The following is a 16,081-nucleotide window of genomic DNA, read 5'->3' on the forward strand; positions in this document are numbered from 1 at the left end:
CCCGGGCCGGACTCCCGGGCCGGACTCCCGGGCCGGTCTCCGGGGCTCAGTCGCCGCCGCCGCCACCGCCACCGCCGTCGCCGCCGCCACCGCCGCTGTCCCCGCCGCCGTCTCCCCCGCCGGAGTCTCCGGCGTCGCCGCCGTCGGAGCCCCAGCCGTCGCCGCCGCCGGGTTCGTTGTCGGCGCTGGAGGTGCCGAGGTTGCTGAACCAGGGGCGGAGCCAGTCGGCGTCCACGGCGGCGGGCTCGAACCCCTCCCGCATGCGCCACTGGGCGGGAAAGCGGGCGAGCCCGGTGGTGTCGCCGAGGCCGAAGGCGGTGGCGAAGGCGTGGGCCATGACCGCGTCCAGCGGGTCGGACGTCTCGTGGGCGACCGGCGCGAGGGGGAGCAGGAGCGGCTCGGGGCCGGTGGGCGTGCGGCGGCGCGGCGGGCGGGCGAGGAGGGCGACGCGGGTGCCGTCCCGGAGCAGCCAGGAGCTGGTGGGGCCGTACCGGCGCAGCTCCCAGAGCCGTCCGGTCCCCGGGGAGCCGCCGGTGAACTCGGCCTCCACCACGCTCTTGGACTTGCGCAGCTTCTTGTGGGTGAGGCGGAGCTCGGCCGTCGCCTCGCCGACGGTGAGGACGAGGCCGCGGGACGGGTGGGGCTCGGCCGGGTGGAAGCCGTACGGCGCCCGGATGCGGACGGCGGGGGCGTACGGGCCCCAGACGTCGACGCGGACGAGCCGCCGGTCGACGGCGACGGTGACGTCGCCGTGGGGTCCGGGCGCGGTGCGGCGGGCCATCCACAGCGGTACGCCCTCGGTCCGGGCCCGCCCGGCGAGCTCGGCGACCCGCTCGGGTCCGCCGCAGAGCCGGACCGCGAGCCGCCCCAGCTCGTGGGCGAAGGCGGCGGTGCGCCGCACCTTGAGCGGGGTGGTGGTGCCGGTGACGCGGACGACCGGGACGACGCCGGGACCGTCGTCGAGCCGGTCGAGCGAACGCTCGGACCCGCCGCCGCCGAGCCACTGCCCGCGCAGGTACGCCTCGGCCGTCGCGGCCAGGTTCAGCTCGCCGTGCGGGGTGAGGCGGCCGCCGCGCCGCAGCCCCTCCTCGGTCAGTTCGACCGTTCGGGCCAATGGGTTCCACGACTTCTCGCCGTAGAGGACTTCGCTCACATCTCCCCCTGCTGTGTTCTCCGGGGCCGTCACGGCCCCATGTTCACCACGCGGTCGGCGCGGTGGCGGTTGCGTGCGACCAGCCGGGCGTTGGCCTCGTCGGAGCGGTGCACCCAGGCCTCGGCCTCGGCGCGGGTGCGGCCGAAGGCGACGTGGCGGTCGACGAGCCGGGGCACGCGGACGGCGTCGGGCAGCTCGGCGTACCAGACCTCGTCGAGGAGCGGCCGGACCGCGGCCCATCCCCCGGCGTCGTGGAGGAGGTAGTTGCCCTCGGTGACGACGAGCGGGGTCCCGGGCGGTACCGGGACCGAGCCGGCGACCGGCTCCTCCAGGGCCCGGTCGAAGGCGGGCGCGTAGACGACGGTCCCGGGCTCGGGGGCGCGCAGCCGGGCGAGGAGGGCGGCGTACCCGGCGGCGTCGAAGGTGTCGGGCGCGCCCTTGCGGTCCGCCCACCCGAGCCGCGCCAGTTCGGCCCCGGCGAGGTGGAAGCCGTCCATGGGGACGAGGACGGCGAGCCCGTCGAGCCGCTCGACGAGCCGTCCGGCGAGCGTCGACTTCCCGGCCCCGGGCGGCCCGGCGACCCCCAGGACCCGCCGCCGCCCCCCGGCGGCGAGCTCCCGCGCCCGCCCGACCAGCTCCTCGAACTCCCGCACGTCCATGCGGCCGATTCTCCCAGCCCCCGGCCGTGCCCCCGGCCGTGCCCCGGACCCTCGGCCGGGACCCCCGGGGACCCTCGGGGTGTCCCTCCCCCGACCCTCGTACGGACCCTCCTCGGGTCGAGGGTCGGGGCGGCCGCGACGCGGGTCCGTGCGGGTGGGTTGCCGTGCTTTCCGCGTATTACGTTGGGGTAATGCCGTCCATCGCACTCGTCACCCTCGTCGTCCGTGACTACGACGAGGCCATCGCCTTCTACACCGACGCCCTCGGCTTCGAGCTGGTCGAGGACACCGACCGGGGCAACGGCACCCGCTGGGTCGTCGTCCGTCCGGCCGGCGCGGCCGGCGTCGGCGGGCTCGGCAACGCCGGGCTGCTCCTCGCCCGGGCCAAGAACGACGAAGAGGAGGCCTCCGTCGGCAACCAGACCGGCGGCCGGGTCGGCTTCTTCCTCCACACCGACGACTTCGCCCGCGACCACGAGCGGATGACGGCCGCCGGGGTGAAGTTCCTGGAGGAGCCCCGCCACGAGCCGTACGGCTCCGTCGCCGTCTTCGAGGACCTGTACGGCAACCGCTGGGACCTCCTCCAGCCCGCCGGCTAATTCGCTGTCGCCCGGGCCGCGCCGCTCCCTAGACTCGCGGCACGGCCCGCCGCCCGGTGCGCCGTGCCCGATCATGTCGACCGAGGGGAGCCGGCCGTGCGCAGTCACCCGTCGGCTGCCCGTGCCCGCCGCTTCGACGTGATCCTCGCCTCTTCCGCCTGCCGGTGACGGCTGCGCGCCCGTCACCGCAGACCCGTGCCCCACGGACCCGTACCCGTACGCCTCCGTAGGAGCGGTCATCGCGCTGTCCTGTGATCCCACAGCAGCGAAAGGCACGTCACCGTGCGCGTTTTCCCGAACCCCCGCGTCCGCAACCTCGGCATCCTCGCCCACGTCGACGCCGGCAAGACGACCGTCACCGAGCGGATCCTCTTCCTGACCGGCGCCGTCCACAAGCAGGGCGAGGTCCACGACGGCACCACCGTCACCGACTTCGACCCGCAGGAGCGGGAGCGCGGCATCACGATCTCCGCCGCCGCGGTCGGCTGTGACTGGGACGGCCACCGGCTCGCCCTCATCGACACGCCCGGCCACGTCGACTTCTCCGACGAGGTCGAGCGCGCGCTGCGCGTCCTCGACGGCGCCGTCGCCGTCTTCGACGCGGTCGCGGGCGTCGAGCCGCAGAGCGAGACGGTGTGGCGCCAGGCCGACCGGCACGGCGTGCCCCGGATCGCGTTCGTCAACAAGATGGACCGGGCGGGCGCCGACCTCGACGCGGCCGTCGCCTCGATCCGCTCCCGCCTCGGCGCCGTCGCGCTCCCCGTCCAGCTGCCCATCGGGCGGGAGGACGGCTTCCGCGGCGTCGTGGACCTCGTCCGGATGCGGGCGTACGTGTGGGACGGCGGCGGCGGTCGCGAGGAGACCCAGGTTCCGGCCCGGCTGAAGGACGAGGCGGTACGCCGCCGACGCGCCCTCGACGAGGCCGTGGCGGAGCTGCACCCCGAGGCCCTGGAGGAGTTCTGCGCGGACGAGTCCCTCTCCGACGGGACCCTCGAACGGGCGCTGCGGGCCCTCACGTTGGCCGGCACGGCCGTCGTCGTCCTGTGCGGCTCCGCGTACCGCGACCGGGGGGTCGAACCGCTCCTGGACGCGATCGTCGCCTACCTGCCCGCCCCCACCGACCGGCCCCCGGTCGGCGGCGGCGAGCGGGCGGCCGACCCGCACGCGCCGCTGGTCGCGCTCGCCTTCAAGGTGCACGCGGCCCCGACCGGCCGCATGACCTACGTCAGGGTCTACGCGGGCGTCCTCACGAAGGGAGCCACCGTGCTCGACACCGCCACCGGGCGCACGGAGCGGATCTCGCGCGTGCTGCGCGTGCAGGCCGACCGCACGGCCGAGGTCTCCCTCGCCGTCGCCGGTGACATCGTCGCCGTCGTCGGCCCGAAGACCGTCCGAGCGGGCGCCACCCTGTGCGTCCCGGACGCGCCGGTCGTCCTCGAACCGCCGGTACCGGCCGCCCCGGTGGTCTCCATGGCGGTGGAGGCCCGCCGGAGCACCGACACCGGCCGCCTGGCCGCCGGGCTCGCCCGGCTCGCCGAGGAGGACCCGTCGCTGGTGGTGCGGACCGACCCGGAGACGGGCCAGACCGTCCTGTCGGGCCTCGGCGAGCTGCACCTGGAGGTCGCGGTGGAGCGGCTGCGGCGCGACCGTGACCTGGAGGTCACGGTCGGCCGCCCGCAGGTCGCGTACCGCGAGACGGTGGTGAAGGGCGTCACCGGCCTGCTCCACCGGCACGTCAAACAGGACGGCGGCGCGGGCCAGTTCGCCCACGTCGTCATCGACGTCCGGCCGCTGGACGGAAGCGAGGGAGAGGAGGAGTTCGTGTTCGCGTCGACGGTGACGGGCGGGCGGGTCCCGCAGGAGTACGTCCGCGCGGTCGAGGCCGGCTGCCGTGACGCCCTCGCCGAGGGTCCCCTCGGCGGCCACCAGGTCACGGGCCTCCGCGTCACGCTCACCGACGGTGCCACGCACCCGAAGGACTCCTCCGAGCTCGCCTTCCGCACGGCGGGCCGGACGGCCCTGCGGGAGGCGCTGCGCGCGAGCGTGATGGCGCTCCTGGAGCCGGTGGCCGAAGTGACGGTCACCGTCCCCGCCGAGTCCGTCGGCGCGGTCCTCGGCGACCTCGCGGCCCGCCGGGGCCGGGTCACGGACTCGCAGGTCAGGGGCGGTACGTCGGTGGTGACGGCGACGGTCCCGCTGGCCGAGCTCTTCGGCTACGCGACCCGCCTGCGCGGCCGCACCCAGGGCCGGGGCACCTTCGCCACCCGCCCGGCGGGCTACGAGCCCGCCACCGCCTAGAGGTCCAGCTCGGCCCGTACCGTCTTCCCGACCGGTACGCGGTCGAGCACCTCCCACCGCGTCGCCAGCGCCCCGACGAGCAGCAGCCCACGGCCGCCCTCGTCCAGCGGCCCCGGCGACGCGGCGGGGTCGGGCCGCCGCTCGCCCCGGGCGTCGGTGACGTCGATCCGCAGATGCAGCCCGGGCGCGTACAGCAGCCCCAGCTCGCACTCGCGCCCGGGCACGCGGCCGTGCGTCACCGCGTTCGCGGCGAGCTCGGCGACGAGCAGCCCGGCCGTGTCGGACAGCTCGGAGTCGTACGCGACGCCCCACTGGTGCAGTTCGTGAAGGGCCAGCCTGCGGGCGAGACGCGCACCGCGCGGGGTCGAGCTGAAGCGCTGCGCGAACATACGTACGGTGACGGGTCGTTTGCGCGCCAGTGGGGTCGTCATGTGGCCAATTTCGCTTCGATCATGGCGAGTTACCAGCTACCCGACTCGTACGCTGCGCTTGTACGGGTCCACTCGCTGGACTGTACCGGTCACAGTCCGTGAACCTGGACGCGTACTACGCGAGCACACTGTGCGGGAGGTGGCGGGGTGGCGGACGACGTTCCCAAGGGAAGCGCACCGGAGACGTCAGAGAGTCTGAAGGCCTTCGGAGAAGTACTCAAGGCCTTCCGCAAACGGGCGGGCCTGACACAGGAACAGTTCGCGCCGAAGGTGGGGTACTCGGTCCCCATGGTCGCGTCGATCGAGCAGGGCCGGCGCGTGCCGTCCATGAAGTTCGTGGACAAGGCGGAGGAGGTGCTGGACGCGTTCGGGGTGCTCAGGGCGGCGGCGAAGCACCTGACCCGCAAGGCGGGGTTGGCGAAGTGGTTCGAGGAGTGGGCGGAGCTGGAGCCGCTCGCGGTGACGCTGTACACCTTCGAGACCCGAATGGTGCCGGGCCTGTTGCAGACACCCTCCTACGCCCGGACGCTCTTCGAGGAGCAGCTTCCGGCGATGAGCGACGACAAGATCGAGTCGAACCTGGTCACCCGCATGGAGCGGGCGCGCATCCTCACGGAACGGCCGGAGACGATCTACAGCTTCATCATCGAGGAGCACGCCCTGCGCCGCCAGGTGGCCGACGCGGACGTCATGCGCGAGCAAATGGATCGCATTCTCGACTTGGGCAAGCGCCGCAACATCGACATCCAGATCATGCCGCAGTCGCGTGGGTATCACGCGGGGATCGGCGGCCCCCTCTGCCTTCTGGAAACCGAGGAGAACACTTGGTACGCCTACTGTGAAGGCCAGGAGACCGGCCAGCTGTTCTCCGACTCCAAAGTGGTCAGCATCCTCCAGCAGCGGTATGCCAGGATGCGGGCACAGGCTCTGTCTGTCGAGGCATCCGTGGGCCTGTTGCGGGAGATCCGAGGAGCACTATGAGCACCACTCACCTGGCCTGGTTCAAGAGCAGCTACAGCAGCGGCAGCGGCGACAACTGCGTCGAGGTCGCCCTCTCCTGGCACAAGTCCAGCTACAGCAGTGGCGACGGCGACAACTGCGTCGAGGTAGCCACCTGCCCCTCCACCGTTCACGTCCGTGACTCCAAGGTCCCGGACGGGCCGCAGTTCGCGGTGGCGTCGGGTGCCTGGACGGCGTTCGTCGCGCAGCTCGGCTGACCGCCGCACCGCCCACGAGGCCCGGCGCCGACGCCCCCGGCGCCGGGCTTCGCCGTGTGCCAGGATGCATGGCATGACCAACGAACCCGCCTCCCCGTACCTCTCCGGCCTCTTCTCGCTCGCAGGCCGCACCGCGCTCGTGACCGGAGGGAGTTCCGGGATCGGGCGGGCGATCGCCGGGGCGCTGGCCCGGGCGGGGGCGAGCGTGGTGGTGCTGGCGCGCAAGGAGGCGGAGCTGGTCGCGACCGTCGAGGAGCTGACGGCCGACGGGTGCCGGGCGGCGTGGGTGAGCGCGGACCTGAGCACGCGGGAGGGGATCAGGGCGGGCGCCGACGCGGCGGCCGAGGTGTTCGGGGAGCCGGACATCCTGGTCAACTCCGCCGGGATCAACCTCCGTCCGCCCTTCGGGGAGCTGGGCGAGGAGGTGTGGGACACGACGATGACCGTGAACCTGGAGGCGCCGTTCCTCCTCGGGCAGCGGTTCGGGCCCGGGATGGCCGAGCGGGGCTACGGGCGGATCATCCACGTCACCTCGCAGCAGGCGCACCGGGCGTTCGTGCAGAGCGGGGCGTACGGGGTGTCCAAGGGCGCGCTGGAGTCGCTGGCCCGTTCGCAGGCCGAGGCCTGGTCGTCGTACGGGGTCACCGCCAACACCCTGGTGCCGGGCTTCGTGATGACGCCGCTCAACGCGCGTCTCTCCTCCGACCCGGAGAAGGTCGCGGCGCTGGCCGAGCGGACGATGGTGGGCCGCAACGGTCTCGCCGAGGACTTCGCGGGCGCGGCCGTCTTCCTGGCGAGCCCGGCGTCGGCGTACGTGACGGGCCACTCGCTCTTCGTGGACGGCGGGTTCTCCGTCCACTGAGGTCCGTCAGGCGGCGGGCCGGTACACGAAGCCGTTGAGGGGCGCGAGGACCTTCCAGCCGAGCGTCTCGTAGAGCGCCCGGCCCGGGACGGTCGCGCCGAGGACGCCCTCGGTGGCGCCGGCGGCGAGGGCCGCGTCGGTGAGGAGGCCCATCACGACCGTGCCGAGGCCACGGCGCTGGTGGGCCTGCTCGGTGACGATCTGGTCGTAGACGCAGGCGGTGCCGGTCAGGCCGGCGAGGCCGGACGCGGCGAGGTCCCCGTCGGCGGTCTCGACGCGTACGGAGACGACGCCGTCGGCGGTCTCGACGGCGGCCGTGTAGCCGTCCGGTGTGCGCGCGGGCGAGGGGCGCAGGTCGACGGCCATCAGGAAGCAGGGGTCGACGGGTTCCCAAGCCGGCGGGAACCAGGGCCGCATGGCGTCCAGGGGCAGGAACGCCTTGACGCACGTGGTGGGTTCGGCGATCGAGGCGACGAGGTCGCGGGCGGTGGCGGCGTCCGTGTCGAGCAGGACGTGGCGGACGGTCTGGGCCGGCTGCCCGACGTCGATCCGCAGTCCCCAGGGCACGTCCACCGGCCTGGGGAGCCTCCGGGCGACGGCCCAGCCCTCGACCCACTGCCGTCCCGTGCGCGTCATCCGGTCTCCCCCGCCCCGTCGTTCGTCACCGCACTGTACGGGAGGGCGGTGAAGCCCGCCCCGTGGGCGCCCGCTCCGGCCTACGCTGGCCGTGGTCACGACCGAGGCCGATACGAGGGGGTACGCGATGACGTACGAGACCGGCGCGATGGTGAGGCTGACCAGGGACGTCCAGGTCACCGGGGACGGGAGCGCGGGGCGGGGCAGTCTGTCCGGTCCGCTGTTCCTGGCCGAGGGGCTGGAGGGTCTGGTCACGCACGTGGCGAAGGAGAGCGGGGGCGGGGCTTCGGCCGCCGTCCAGGCGGCGCTCGCGGAGTTCGACCGGACCGTGCGGGGCAGCCAGTTCACGGGCTTCACGGGGCATCTGGTCGACGATCTCCGCGAGCGGATCGTCCGGCAGGGCGGCTCCGGCGCCGCCGGGGCGGGGGCCGGGGCCGGGGCGCGGGTCACGTACCGCGTCCGGTTCGTGAACGGCTTCGTCCTCGACGGGCTCGACGAGGAGTGCCTGACCCGCGCCTGAGTCGCCTCGGGCGCGGGTCCGGCCGGGTGTCAGCCCGGGTAGGCGATCGAGCCCAGCGGCGGGCAGGGCAGGAGGACGGCTCCGGCGCCCGGGCGTTCGACGAACGCCCGGGCCTCTGCCTCCCGCTGACGGCGGGTGTCCACCTCGTCCGCGTCCCAGGCGTCCCGCCGGGCGCGGTCGTAGTCCCAGGTGTCGTCGATGAGGCCGAGCGAGGTGTTCCCGGAGCTGCGCTGGAACTCGGCCTTCAGGGCGGCCTGTTGGAGCGCGGCCTGGGTGGAGAGGAAGTCGATGCGGGTGGTCCAGACGCCGGCGGTGTGCGGGACGCGCGTCGGCAGCGGCGCCCTCGGCAGCGGTGACACCCCGGTGTCGAGGCGGCCGACGTTGTCGACGGCCGCCGTCTGCGCCTCCCGCGCCATGATCCCCATCTCCTGGTGCAGCCACAGGAGTTCGTCGAGGTCGCCCTGGGTGATCCGCATCCGCTGGTACAGCGCGTGGAAGCGGGGGTCGCCGTGCAGCGGGCGCAGCGGGTCGGCGTGCAGCATCACGCAGTCGTTGAAGCCGGCCGTCACGGCGGCGTCGAGGTGCGACACCGTCTCGTCCGCCCGGCCCCGCGCGAGCGCCAGCATGGCGAGCGCCGCGTGCCCGGTGGCGGCGAGCCACGCGCCGTCCGGCCCGAGCGCCGCACTCCGCGCGACGACGTCGTGGAACCCGGCCGGGGCGCCCGCGGAGGGCCCCTCGGTGATCAACGCCACCAGCAGGTCGTGCGCGTGGGCGGCCAGCGAGTCGACGGTGTCGGCCATGGATCTCCTCGAACCTCGATGCGGAAGAACCTCTACGGCAGGACGGAACGGACGGGGCGGGCGGTTCCTTCCCGGCCCCCTCCCGGCTTCTTCCCGGTTCCCTCCTCAGGTGAAGTCGAGGCCGCCCGTGCGCTCGCGCTTCAGCTCGAAGAAGTGGGGGCTTCGGGCCAGGACGCGGACCGCGTCGAAGAGTTCGGCGGCCTCCTCGCCCCGGGGGATCGCGCTCAGGACCGGGCCGAAGAAGGGGACGCCGTCGAGGTGGAGGGTGGGGGTGCCGACGTAGGCGCCGGTGGCCGGGTCCGTACCGGCGTCGTGGCTGCGGCGGAGGGCCTCGTCGTACGCGTCGGAGCGCGCGGCCCCGGCCAGTTCGGCGGGGAGGCCGAGCATGGCGAGCGCCTCGGCGGTCACGCGGTCGAAGTCCTTGTCCCCGTCCTGGTGGATGCGGGTGCCGTACGCGGTGTACAGGTCGCGCAGGATCCCGTCGCCGCGCAGCCCGGCCGCGGCGGCCGCGACCCGGACCGGGCCGATGGAGCGGTCCACCAGGTCCCGGTACCAGTCGGGCAGTTCGTTTCCCTCGTTGTGGAGGTACAGGCTCATCACGTGGAAGCGGACGTCGAGGTCCCGGAGCCGCTCGACCTCCAGGATCCAGCGGGAGGTGATCCACGCGAAGGGGCAGGCGGGGTCGAACCAGAAGTCGACCCGGGTGCGGGTGTCCACAGGGGCGGGCGGAGAGGCGAGGGGGCGCTGTGCTGCGTCGAGGGTCATGGGGACAGCGTGACGGAGGAGCGGCCCGCCCGTGTGGGCCATTGCCGAAACGTTCCTCTGGGCCAATCTCCCGCCTCCGCCCCGCCCCCACCCCGCCTTCCGCACCCTCCGCAGCCGTCTCGGCACCGTGGGTGATCTGCGCAAAGGGCCTGCGCGCGGGCGTTTCTTCTGCTGAGATAAAGCCCCTGTGAACCGCACGAGCGCAAGGGACGGGGGATGCGACGGGGGTTCGGTGAACGGCTGGGCCTGCCCGGCGCCCTGGGTCCCTTACCCCTCGCACCGCTCGCACCCGAGTACGGGAAGCTGACGGAGGGGCAGCGGGCGGCGGGGTTACGGTACGCGGGAGAGGCTCTGACGGATCCTCAGGAGCGCGCCGACGGCAGTGCGTTCGTCTCCGTCCTGGACGGGGTCGCCCTGTGCACGCCCCGCCGGCGGCGGCTCGTCGACGAGGCCGCGCTGCTCGACCGCGCCGACGCGCGGCCCGCGCACGCGCCCGTGCTGCGACTGCTCGCCGCGATACGCCGGCAGGACCCGGCACTGCTCCGCCGCGTCCTCCTCTACCAGCTCCTCCCCCTCGCCCGGCAGGGCGCCGACGGCCTCGGACTCGACCCCGCCGAACTCGCCCTCCTCGCCAAGGCGTCCCGCACCCTGCCCGGCCTCGACGACCGGCAGCGGACCGCCGCCGAGGCCCTCGCCCCGCTCTGGTCGCGGCGGCGGCTGCGGGCCTGCGCCCACGCCGTCACCGCCCTCGGGCCCGACGTCCTGCGCGCCGACCCGTGGCTCGGCGCCCTCGACGCGCGGCTGCGGCGGCGCCTCGACCGCTGCGACCGGGACCTCGCCGCGGCCGGGTCCGCCGCCCCGGCCGACCCCTCCCGGGCCGAGGCCGGCTATCTGCGGGTCCTCGCCGTCGCCTCCGACGACGACGCGGCCGTGCGCGGCCTCATCCGGCTCGGAGCCGTACCCGCCTCCGCCGGCGCCCCGCTGACCACCCGGCCCGTCGAGGGCGGCCGGGTGGCGCTCGCCTGGCCGACCCGGCCCGGCGTCCGCTGGCGGGTGCTGCGCGACGCACCCGGCCTGGACCGCGCGACGCCCGTGCCCGGCACCGGCGGAACGGCCTCCACCGCCGTCGACGCCGACCCGCCGGTCGGACTCCGCGTGCGGTACGCCGCCTTCCCCGTGGAGGACGGCAGGCCGACCGGGGTCCCGCTCGTCTCGCACCCGCTGCTCGTGGCACCCGACGCCGAGGAGGCCGTCGTGGAGGACGGGCCCGCCCGGATCGCCGTCCGCTGGCGGCGCCCCCGCACCGCCACCGCCACCGTCCTCACCCTGACCGGGCCCGGCGCCCGCACTCTCCGGCACACCGCCGACCACGCCGAGGAACACGTCTTCACGGGTCTCGAACCAGGCGCCTACCAGGTGGTTCTGACGGCACGCCACCCGTCGCCGACCGAGGGGACGGTGGACGCCCCGGGGGTGCTGCGGACCGTCACCGTCCACCCCTGGCCCCGGCCGCTCACCGCGCTCGCCGCCGACGCCGGACCCGAGGAAGGCGTGCGGTTCACCGGGCAGGGCGCGGAGGGCGCCGAGGTGCGGCTCGTGGTCTGGCCCGGGGGGACCGCGCCCGCGCCCGGCACCGAACTCCGCGCCGACGCGCTGCCCGCCCCGCTGTCCTGGGCCCGCTACGGCGCGCCCGGCCACACCGTGCCGGACACCGCCTTCGCCGGACTCGTCAGCGCCGTCACCGTGCTCGGCGAGCGGGCGCTCGCCGGGCCCGGGGTGCGGCTCGACGTGCCGGGGCCGGTCGGCGCGCCCCGGGCCGCGCGGGAGCCCGGCGGGCAGGTGCGGCTCCTCTTCGACTGGCCGTCCGGGGCGGGCGCCGTGACCGCCGCCTGGCCCGGCGGCGACCTGCGGATCAGCCGCAGCGCCTACGTCCGCGAGGGGCTGCGGCTGCCCCTCGGGCCCGGGCCCTCCCGCGTCACGCTCCGGCCGCACGTGCCCGAGGACGGGGCCGGGACCGGGGGCGCCGTCGTCGGCGTGCGCCGCGCGCCCGTCGGCGTGGACGTGCCCGGGGAGGCCGTGGTGCGCTACCGGCTGCTGACCCGGCGGCGCGGCCTCGGACGGCGCGTGCCGTACGCCGTCGAGGTGAGCGCCGACGGGCACGACCCGGCCGTGCCGCTGCCCGAACTCGTCCTCGTCCACCAGGCCACGGTGCGGCCCCGGCACGCCGAGGACGGCACCGTCCTGCTCAGGATCGACGGCGCGGCGCTCGCCCGCGCCCCGCTCCAGACCCTCGGACTCCCGCCGGTCCCGGACCTGTCCCGCCCGCCGTACGCGCTCCGCGCGTTCCTGCTGGGCGACGGGGCCGGAGCCGTACGCCTCGAAGAACCCGCCCTCACGACCCTGGTGGTGCGCTGACATGACGACGGTGATCTGCCCCTACTGCTTTCACCGCACACAGGCCGCCCGGCTGCCCTACCGCTGCCTGATGGCGCGGACCGGGCTGCGCGGCGGCACGCCCTGCGACCCCGAACGGGACGACGTGTGGGCGGGCTTCACCGGCTCGACCCGCGCCCCCGCCGCGTACATGCGGGGACCGGTCTTCTCCCCGCCGCGCAGCCTCGGCGGGCTGCGCGGGCCCGGGCCGCGCGCCGAGTGCCCGCACTGCGGGGTGCCCACCCCGGTCCGGGTCTGCGCCAACTGCCACAGCGACCTGCCCAGCGACTACAGCGAACAGGACAGCCGGATCATCGCCCTGGTCGGCGCCAAGGCCTCCGGCAAGAGCACCTACGTGTCCGTGCTCGTCAACGAACTGCGGCACCGGGTCGGGCACGCGTACGGCGCGGCGCTCGCCGCCATGGGCGACGAGAGCCAGCGGCGCGACCGCGAGATGGCCGAGGACCTGTACGACCGGATGCGGCTCCCGGACGCCACCATCCCGTCCGCCGCCGGCTTCAACGACCCGCTGCTGTACCGGCTGAGCCTGCCCCGCAAGGGCTTCGGCCGCGACGGCAGCCGGCACACCGCGCTGGTCTTCTTCGACGCGGCAGGCGAGGACCTCAAGTCCGCCGAGGCGATGAACCTCTACACCCAGTACCTGAGCGCCGCCGACGGCATCGTGCTGCTCGTCGACCCGCTCCAGCTCGGCGCCGTCCGCGACACCGTCGGCGACCGCGGCGGGCCGGTGCCCGCCCGGGACACGCCCGCCCTCCAGATCGCCGCCGAACTCGCCACCCAGCTCCGCTCGCACGGGCGGGCCGGCTCCCGGGGCCGCGTCGACACCCCGCTCGCCGTCGCCGTCACCAAGACCGACACCGTGCGCGGCCTGCTCGACCCGCACTCCCCGCTGCTCGGCAACGCCCCGCACACCGGCGGCCGTTACGACCCCGCCGACCGGCTCGCCGTCCACGAGGAGACCCGCTCGCTCCTGGAGGGCTGGGGCTCCGGCTCGCTGTGGCGCCAGCTCGAACGCGACTTCTCCGACGTGTCGCTCTTCGGGATCTCCGCGCTCGGCGCGCCGCCACCCGACGACTCCCCCGCCGACGCGCCCGCCGCCGGCCCCCAGCCGGTACGGGTCGAGGACCCGCTCCTGTGGCTGCTCGCCCGCCGCGGCCTCGTGCCCGTCGCCAAACCGCCGCGCGAGAACGGCAAGGGGGTGCCGGTCGCATGAGCCTCCTCCAGATGCACTACACCTCGGCGCCCCCGGGACCCGACGGCTCCGGCTTCCGCTTCACCGCCGTCAGCCCCGGCGTACCGCACGCGGTGCTGCGCGAGGCCGAACAGCTCGTCGGCTACGAGCCGCCCCGGGACGCCCCGGCCCGGCCGACCGAGGACGAACTCGGCGCGTTCCCCGAGATGTTCGGCTTCACCCGGCTGTCCGACGGCAGCGGCCTGCTGAGCCGCACCGTCTACACCGGCGCCGACTACAGCGGCCGCTGGGGCAACTTCCACGCCCACGCCCTGCTCGTGCCCGCGGGCGAACCGCTCCCCGACGACCTGCCGCCCATCGCCATGTGGGGCGCCGCCGAGTGGACGGACCGCTCGCCCGAGGGCGGCGCGCCGCCTCCCCTGGAACGGCTCACCCCGGGGCTTCCGCACGGCCTCGGGACCACGCTCACCGCCTTCGCCGCCGACGCCGGACCCCGGCTCGCCGCCCTCCTCGCCGACCTGCGGCGCCTCGCCGAGGACCCGCAGGCCCCGCAGGTCGTCATCGCCGAGCAGGACACCCGGGACGTCGCCCACTGGCTGATCGTCGCCTGCGCTGCCCTCCCCCGGGACGTGGCCCGCGACCTCACCTTCACCACCTACACCCGGCGGCCCCAGCACGCCCGCCAGCAGGTCGTCGGGGTCCGCCCCGAGGACGCGCGGGCCGTCACCGGGCAGCCCCACCGGTACGCCGTCCACGACCGCTCCGACCCGCGCGCCGAACCGCCCGCCACCGACGACGTGTGGGCGCTGACCGCCGCCGCCGTCTGGGCCGCCGGGGCCAACGGCCTCTTCAAGTCGGCCCGCGACCTGCCGGACGCCGGGCCCTTCGCCGCCGGGCCGCTCGCCGCGCTCGCGCTCGCCGGAGGCGTCGCCGTCCCGGCCGGCGCGGTCGCCGAGGCCGCCCGGTGGGCCGCCGCCCACCCCCGCGCCCTGGACGAGACCGCCCTGGAGACCTTCCTGCGGGCCGTCTGCGAGGAGGGCCGGCCCGGCGCGCTCGCCCCCGACGCCCTCGCCGGGCTGCTCGCCGCCTTCCGCGACACCGTCCCGCTCGCCGTCACCGCCCCGGTCACCGCCCGGCTCGTCGCCGCCGCCGTCCACGACCGGGCCGCCACGCCCCCGCCGCTGCCGCCCGGCGCGCTCCCGGAGCCGTACCGCACCCGGCTCACCGGCGAACTCGGCGAACCCCTCCGTGCCGGGATCGCCACCCCCACCACCCCGCTGCGGCGGGTCAGCGGCCTCCTCGCCACCGCGCGGGCGCTCGGCGTCGAACACGAGGACCTGCTGCCGGGGCTCGCCGAACGGCTCGGCCGGCGGGTCCTCGACCGGGCCGGCGCCGGCCCCGACTCCGTACGGGACGTGCCGGACGTCCTGGCCGGGTCCGAATCGCTGCGCGTCCGCTTCCTCGACCTCCTGAACACCCGGGCCGCCGACGATCCGACGGCCGTGGCCCGCGCGCTGCGCGCCGTACCGCTCCCGCTCGACGGGCCCGGGGACGGGGCTCATCTGCGCCTGTGCGCGGCGGCGGTGGAGCCCAAGCCCAGCACGAAGAACCGGACCGTGGTCCTGCGCGAGCTCCTCCGGGCCGCCGGACTCGACGGCGCCCCGCCCCCGCCGATGGTGCTGCGGACCGCGCTGGCCCTCGTCTGGCCCGACCGCACCCAGACCGCCGCCGAGGCCACCGCCCTCCTCGACGACGGGGCCGCCCTCCACCAGGCCGCCGGCACCTGGAACGACCTGGTGGCCGCGGCCATCGAGGCGCCCGCGACCGACAACGGCGCCCCGCTGCTCGCCAAACGGCTCCTCGCCGAGGGCGTCGAGGCGCTCGGCCGGTCCGTCGTCGCCGACCTGAAGCTGCTCGCCCTCGTCCACGCCCTCCAGCACCCCGACGGCGACCCCAGCGTCCCCCACGGCGGCCTCGTCCACCGGGTCCTCGGCCTCTCCCACAACGCCCGGCCCGCCGTCCAGACGCGGGCCGCGCACGCCCTCGCGTTGCTGCTGCTCAGGCCCCAGCGGCCCGCCGAGGAACTGAAGGCCTTCGCCGAGAGCAACAACCCCACGCTCATCGACGCCTACGACAAGGCGGCCCGCTCCCCCGTCCTCACCGACTTCCTCGCCGCCCCGCACCGGCTCGCCGACTGCTACGTCGTCTGGAACTCCCACGCCCACGTCGGCCCGCTGTGGGAGCTGACCCGCACGGGCCTCCTCGAAGACGTGCTGCGGCCCGTCGTGCGCAGACTCCCCGACGACCAGATACGGGCGGCGGCCGAGCTCGTCGCCCGGCAGGCGCCCTCGCGGCGGGCCGCCTTCGAGGAGTGGTGCCGGCCGGCCGGCGGGATGAAGCAGCTCTTCCGCCGCCTCGGCGGACGGAAGAGCGACAAGGCCCAGGAGCCCCGCTGGGGCGACGTCCGGCCGCCGCGCGAAGGCGGGAGGTGACCA

15 protein-coding genes are annotated in these 16,081 nt (G+C 75.6%); 9 read left to right on the forward strand and 6 right to left on the reverse strand.

The window, feature by feature from the left end:
• Window positions 1–46 precede the first annotated feature (46 nt).
• Window positions 47–1,153, reverse strand: a complete 1,107-nt coding sequence (locus tag ABZ621_RS16190) for a hypothetical protein (RefSeq protein WP_360604826.1) — start codon at window positions 1,151–1,153, stop codon at window positions 47–49.
• Window positions 1,154–1,182: 29 nt separating this feature from the next.
• Window positions 1,183–1,812, reverse strand: a complete 630-nt coding sequence (locus tag ABZ621_RS16195) for a nucleoside/nucleotide kinase family protein (protein WP_360604828.1) — start codon at window positions 1,810–1,812, stop codon at window positions 1,183–1,185.
• A 191-nt stretch (window positions 1,813–2,003) separates the two neighbouring features.
• Between ABZ621_RS16195 and ABZ621_RS16200 the strand changes: the two genes are divergently transcribed.
• Both ABZ621_RS16200 and fusA read left to right on the forward strand, forming a co-directional pair.
• The gene (locus tag ABZ621_RS16200; protein WP_360604830.1) at window positions 2,004–2,411 is read left to right on the forward strand and encodes a VOC family protein; all 408 of its coding nucleotides are present in this window, start codon (window positions 2,004–2,006) and stop codon (window positions 2,409–2,411) included.
• Between the two features lie 282 nt (window positions 2,412–2,693).
• Complete coding sequence (fusA, locus tag ABZ621_RS16205; protein ID WP_360604832.1) at window positions 2,694–4,709, forward strand: elongation factor G; 2,016 nt, start codon at window positions 2,694–2,696, stop codon at window positions 4,707–4,709.
• Here the strand turns inward: fusA and ABZ621_RS16210 are convergent.
• On the reverse strand, window positions 4,706–5,140 hold the full coding sequence (locus ABZ621_RS16210; protein WP_360604834.1) for an ATP-binding protein: 435 nt from the start codon (window positions 5,138–5,140) through the stop codon (window positions 4,706–4,708). The two genes, fusA and ABZ621_RS16210, sit on opposite strands and share 4 nt — an antisense overlap.
• A gap of 147 nt (window positions 5,141–5,287) precedes the next feature.
• On the opposite strand from ABZ621_RS16210, the gene ABZ621_RS16215 reads away from it, so the two are divergent.
• The 3 genes from ABZ621_RS16215 (at window position 5,288) to ABZ621_RS16225 (ending at window position 7,219) form a co-directional block, all read left to right on the forward strand.
• Window positions 5,288–6,121: a helix-turn-helix transcriptional regulator gene (locus tag ABZ621_RS16215; RefSeq protein ID WP_360604836.1), complete on the forward strand. Its 834-nt coding sequence runs from the start codon at window positions 5,288–5,290 to the stop codon at window positions 6,119–6,121.
• Window positions 6,118–6,357: a DUF397 domain-containing protein gene (locus ABZ621_RS16220; protein ID WP_360604838.1), complete on the forward strand. Its 240-nt coding sequence runs from the start codon at window positions 6,118–6,120 to the stop codon at window positions 6,355–6,357. The genes ABZ621_RS16215 and ABZ621_RS16220 overlap by 4 nt, the downstream gene beginning before the upstream one ends.
• Before the next feature lie 73 nt (window positions 6,358–6,430).
• Window positions 6,431–7,219, forward strand: a complete 789-nt coding sequence (locus ABZ621_RS16225) for an SDR family oxidoreductase (RefSeq protein ID WP_360604840.1) — start codon at window positions 6,431–6,433, stop codon at window positions 7,217–7,219.
• A gap of 6 nt (window positions 7,220–7,225) precedes the next feature.
• On the opposite strand, the gene ABZ621_RS16230 is transcribed toward ABZ621_RS16225, so the two are convergent.
• The gene (locus ABZ621_RS16230; protein ID WP_360604842.1) at window positions 7,226–7,855 is read right to left on the reverse strand and encodes a GNAT family N-acetyltransferase; all 630 of its coding nucleotides are present in this window, start codon (window positions 7,853–7,855) and stop codon (window positions 7,226–7,228) included.
• A 91-nt stretch (window positions 7,856–7,946) separates the two neighbouring features.
• Here ABZ621_RS16230 and ABZ621_RS16235 point away from each other — a divergent pair, with 91 nt between their 5' ends.
• A complete protein-coding gene (locus tag ABZ621_RS16235) occupies window positions 7,947–8,375 on the forward strand; it encodes a hypothetical protein (protein WP_360604844.1) in 429 nt (142 codons plus the stop codon).
• A 29-nt stretch (window positions 8,376–8,404) separates the two neighbouring features.
• Here ABZ621_RS16235 and ABZ621_RS16240 read toward each other — a convergent pair whose 3' ends face one another.
• Together ABZ621_RS16240 and ABZ621_RS16245 are read right to left on the reverse strand one after the other, a co-directional pair.
• A complete protein-coding gene (locus tag ABZ621_RS16240; RefSeq protein WP_360604846.1) occupies window positions 8,405–9,175 on the reverse strand; it encodes a hypothetical protein in 771 nt (256 codons plus the stop codon).
• Window positions 9,176–9,280: 105 nt separating this feature from the next.
• Complete coding sequence (locus ABZ621_RS16245) at window positions 9,281–9,940, reverse strand: DsbA family protein (protein WP_360604848.1); 660 nt, start codon at window positions 9,938–9,940, stop codon at window positions 9,281–9,283.
• Window positions 9,941–10,156: 216 nt separating this feature from the next.
• On the opposite strand from ABZ621_RS16245, the gene ABZ621_RS16250 reads away from it, so the two are divergent.
• The 3 genes from ABZ621_RS16250 to ABZ621_RS16260 are packed head-to-tail and all read left to right on the forward strand — an operon-like array spanning window position 10,157 to window position 16,078.
• On the forward strand, window positions 10,157–12,355 hold the full coding sequence (locus ABZ621_RS16250) for a hypothetical protein (protein WP_360604850.1): 2,199 nt from the start codon (window positions 10,157–10,159) through the stop codon (window positions 12,353–12,355).
• A 1-nt stretch (window position 12,356) separates the two neighbouring features.
• A complete protein-coding gene (locus ABZ621_RS16255; RefSeq protein WP_360604852.1) occupies window positions 12,357–13,607 on the forward strand; it encodes a hypothetical protein in 1,251 nt (416 codons plus the stop codon).
• Window positions 13,604–16,078, forward strand: a complete 2,475-nt coding sequence (locus ABZ621_RS16260) for a GTPase-associated protein 1-related protein (RefSeq protein WP_360604854.1) — start codon at window positions 13,604–13,606, stop codon at window positions 16,076–16,078. Before ABZ621_RS16255 ends, ABZ621_RS16260 begins: the two co-directional genes overlap by 4 nt.
• The last annotated feature ends 3 nt before the right edge of the window (window positions 16,079–16,081 follow it).

The organism is Streptomyces sp. NPDC007863, assembly GCF_040633895.1.
GTDB lineage: Bacteria > Actinomycetota > Actinomycetes > Streptomycetales > Streptomycetaceae > Streptomyces.